Raw genomic sequence first — 3,308 nt, 5'->3', positions numbered from 1 at the left:
CGCCAGCCATCCCGATGGATTCGGCTACACATGGTTCTGCACGACCTACGAGGCCTGGAAGGGGCGAGCCCGGCCTTCGATGCGGCAGACCCATCGTAAGCGTGGCGTTGAGGCCCTAGAGAATTTTGGTACTCAATCCTGAGAGCACCGCTAGAAGAAGAGTCATCTTCTGCAAGGGTGCTCACAATGGATGACCATTCGGACGACATAAGACGACCGTTGTCACCGCGCATCGAAGTGTACGCAGGCGCAGGTCGAAAGCGCTGGCCGGACGATTTGAAGGCACAGATTGCCGCGGAAAGTCTTGAGCCGGGGGCGATTGTCACAGATGTCGCGCGTCGCCATGGGTGCCGACCCCAGCAGGTGCACGACTGGCGGCGCCGGGCGCGTTTGGGCCAGTTAGTGCTGCCGGCTTCGGCGGACACGTTGTCGTTCGTGCCGGTGGTATCGGAATCGGCGCTACCGGCAGCCGCAGAGCCCACCGGGTCGCCGGAAGCAGCCGTAGTGACGGTTGAACTCCAGGGGGCACGAGTGGAGGTGCGAGGGACGCCTGGCCTTGCTGTGTTGAATGATGTGTTCTTGGCGCTTCGACGGACACGTTCATGCTGATGCCGCCCGCGAGCCTCATGATTTACGTGGCGACGCAACCTGTGGACTTCAGAAAAGGTGCGGAGGGCTTGGCGCTGTTGGCGAAGGAGACGCTGGGCCATGACCCGATGAAGGGCGTGGCGGTGGTGTTCCGTGCGAAGCGCGCCGATCGGGTGAAGATTGTCGTCTGGGATGGCAGCGGCCTTGTGATGTATTGGAAGCGGCTCGATGGCAGCGGCTTCAAATGGCCTCCCATCGTAGCCGGCGTGATGCGGATGAATGCCGCGCAGCTGTCCGCACTTCTGGCCTGCATGGATTGGACGCGGATGCACGCGCCTCGAATCCTGCAGCCGAAAGCACTTGCGTAGGACGTAAAATCTTCGCTGCATCGGGGCGCGAAGCATGGCAGACTTGGGCCAATGAGTGATTTGCCTGATGAGCTGCCGAGCGATCCGGCCGAGTTGCGTATCTTTGCCGCGGCTCTGCTGGATGGCTGCGCCAGGCTCGAGCGGTTGCTCAAGCTTGCAAAAGATGCGCAGTTCGGTCGATCCTCGGAAAAGCTGGACGCTGATCAGCTCCAGCTTGTTCTGGAGGATATCGATCAGGCCGTCGCGGCTCTCGAAGCAGCCGAAGATGGTGCCAATCCCAAAACATGCGAGAAGAGAGCTGCCGAGCGCAGAGCCAATCGTGGTCAGTTGCCGGAGCATTTGCCGCGCATCGTCGAAACCCTGATGCCGGCTGCAACCTGCTGCCCGTGCTGCGAAGGCGCCCTTTTTGAGATCGGTCACGATGAGAGCCAGAGGCTGGACGTCGTACCGGCGCAGTATCGCGTCATCGTTACCCGCCGACCCAGACTGGCCTGCCGCGCCTGTCACGGCGTCGTCCTCCAGCACGCCGCTCCCGAGCGACTGATTAGGGGAGGATTGCCGACCGAGCGACTGGTCGCGCATGTGATCGATGCCAAGTATCATTGGCATTTGCCGCTTTACCGCCAGGCGCAGATGCTGGCGACGTACGGAATAGCGCTGGACCGTTCCACGCTCGCCTTCTGGGTCGGGTATGCCGCCCAGGAATTGAAGCCCTTGTGGCATCGTCTGCGCCAGCTTCTGCTCGCCTCTTCGAAGCTCTGTGTCGATGAGACCCCCGCACCGGTGTTGGATCCGGGGCGCGGCAGGACCAAAACCGGCTACTTCTGGGCGCTCTCGCGCGATGACAGGCCCTGGGCCGGACCTGACCCACCTGGGGTGGTCTATGCCTATGCACCGGGCCGTGGGGCCGTTCATGGCTTGCGCTTGCTCGAGGGCTATCGCGGCATCATCCATTGCGACGGCTATCAGGCTTACAAGACCATGACCCGAGAGACGCGTGCGGACGCCCTGTCCGGGACGCTCGCATTCTGCTGGTCGCATCTACGACGCCAGTTTGTGAAGATCGAGCGCGAGGCTGCTCCGGCGCCAGCTCCGGTTGCCCGCGAGGCTCTTGAACGCATCGCTGCGCTTTACGCAGTCGAGAAAGCGCTCCGCGGCCGATCAGATGTCGAGCGCCGTGCTGGCAGGCAGGCGCATGCCCGACCTCTGGCTACAGCCTTGAAGCAGTGGTTTGAGGCCAAGCTTGATCACCTTGCACAGAAGAGCGACACGGCGAAGGCCTTACGTTACGCGCTGCGCCATTGGGACGGCCTGACGCTCTACCTTGATAACGGGCGCATCGAGATGGACACCAATGCGGTCGAGCGAGCGATGCGGCCGATCAAGCTCAACGCCAAGAACTCCCTTTTTGCCGGTTGCGACGAGGGCGCCGAGAATTGGGCAGTTCTGGCTTCGTTAATCGAGACCTGTAAGCTCAATGGCGTCACTGCCGAGCACTGGCTCGCTGATGTTCTCGCGAAGCTCGTCAATGGCTGGCCAGCGGCGCGACTGGACGAGCTGCTTCCCTGGGCGTCGACCTATACGATGCATGCACACGATCCGAGGCTGGCGGCATGAGCCTGAACACGACCGCGGTCCGGATCAAGGTGACCCTCAAGGATGTAAAACCGGAGGTGATGCGATGTCTTGTCGTGCCGCTCACGCTGCGCCTTGATCGGCTGCATCTGACGCTTCAGGCGGCGTTTGGTTGGACGAATAGCCATCTCTTCGAGTTCCTGGCTGGCGACGCCCGTTGGGGTATCCCTGATCCCGATGGAGATTTTGGCCCTCAGCCCATCGATGCTCGCAAGACGCGGCTCTCCAATATCGTTCAAGAGACCGGCGCGAAGACGATCCATTATCTCTACGACTTCGGCGACAGCTGGGATCACGTGATCAAGCTCGAAAAGTGGTTCGACAACACGACAACAGAGGGACTTCCGTTCTTGCTCGAGGCCGCCGGCCGTTGTCCTCCGGAAGATGTCGGCGGTGCGCCAGGCTACGCCGAATACCTCGACGCCATCAGCGACCCTGCTCATCCGGAGCACGAACATATGCGCCTCTGGGGCCCGGAGCAGTTCGATCCCAACGTCGTCGACCTGAAGGCGCTTGAGGCCGCTGTCAACGCGTTGTCCGACATATGGAAGCCGCGCCGGCACACCACTCGCTCAAAATAGACGTCAAGCGTCAATCAAATGGGCCTCAGAGCTACCCTTACGACCCATCTGGGCGGCGAGAAGGTTTTCGTGGATTTCGCCGGCGACACCATCGACGTCATCGACCCCTCAAGTGGGGAAGTGCAGTCGATGAAGC

Annotated in this window: 4 protein-coding genes; all 4 read left to right on the top strand. The window is 61.6% G+C overall.

From position 1 onward, the window contains the following. The first annotated feature begins 186 nt into the window (after positions 1-186). The 4 genes from K359_RS60685 to K359_RS0147355 are packed head-to-tail and all read left to right on the top strand — an operon-like array spanning position 187 to position 3,172. Positions 187-609: a transposase gene (locus K359_RS60685; protein WP_084518858.1), complete on the top strand. Its 423-nt coding sequence runs from the start codon at positions 187-189 to the stop codon at positions 607-609. Next, positions 603-956, top strand: a complete 354-nt coding sequence (gene tnpB, locus K359_RS0147365; RefSeq protein ID WP_029085189.1) for an IS66 family insertion sequence element accessory protein TnpB — start codon at positions 603-605, stop codon at positions 954-956. The genes K359_RS60685 and tnpB overlap by 7 nt, the downstream gene beginning before the upstream one ends. Positions 957-1,007: 51 nt before the next feature. Continuing rightward, the gene (locus K359_RS0147360) at positions 1,008-2,573 is read left to right on the top strand and encodes an IS66 family transposase (protein WP_029085188.1); all 1,566 of its coding nucleotides are present in this window, start codon (positions 1,008-1,010) and stop codon (positions 2,571-2,573) included. Next, positions 2,570-3,172: a plasmid pRiA4b ORF-3 family protein gene (locus K359_RS0147355; RefSeq protein WP_029085187.1), complete on the top strand. Its 603-nt coding sequence runs from the start codon at positions 2,570-2,572 to the stop codon at positions 3,170-3,172. Before K359_RS0147360 ends, K359_RS0147355 begins: the two co-directional genes overlap by 4 nt. Positions 3,173-3,308 lie beyond the last annotated feature (136 nt).

The sequence above is a fragment of the Bradyrhizobium sp. th-b2 genome (genome assembly GCF_000426785.1).
GTDB lineage: Bacteria > Pseudomonadota > Alphaproteobacteria > Rhizobiales > Xanthobacteraceae > Bradyrhizobium > Bradyrhizobium septentrionale.
Note: the sequence above shows the minus strand (reverse complement) of the source record. Positions and strands in the feature narration are given on the sequence as shown.

Bases quoted from the DNA above. Each gene is read 5' to 3' on its own strand.
- K359_RS60685 (WP_084518858.1), top strand. From the start codon at position 187: ATGGATGACCATTCGGACGACATAAGACGACCGTTGTCACCGCGCATC.
- tnpB (WP_029085189.1), top strand. From the start codon at position 603: ATGCTGATGCCGCCCGCGAGCCTCATGATTTACGTGGCGACGCAACCT.
- K359_RS0147360 (WP_029085188.1), top strand. From the start codon at position 1,008: ATGAGTGATTTGCCTGATGAGCTGCCGAGCGATCCGGCCGAGTTGCGT.
- K359_RS0147355 (WP_029085187.1), top strand. From the start codon at position 2,570: ATGAGCCTGAACACGACCGCGGTCCGGATCAAGGTGACCCTCAAGGAT.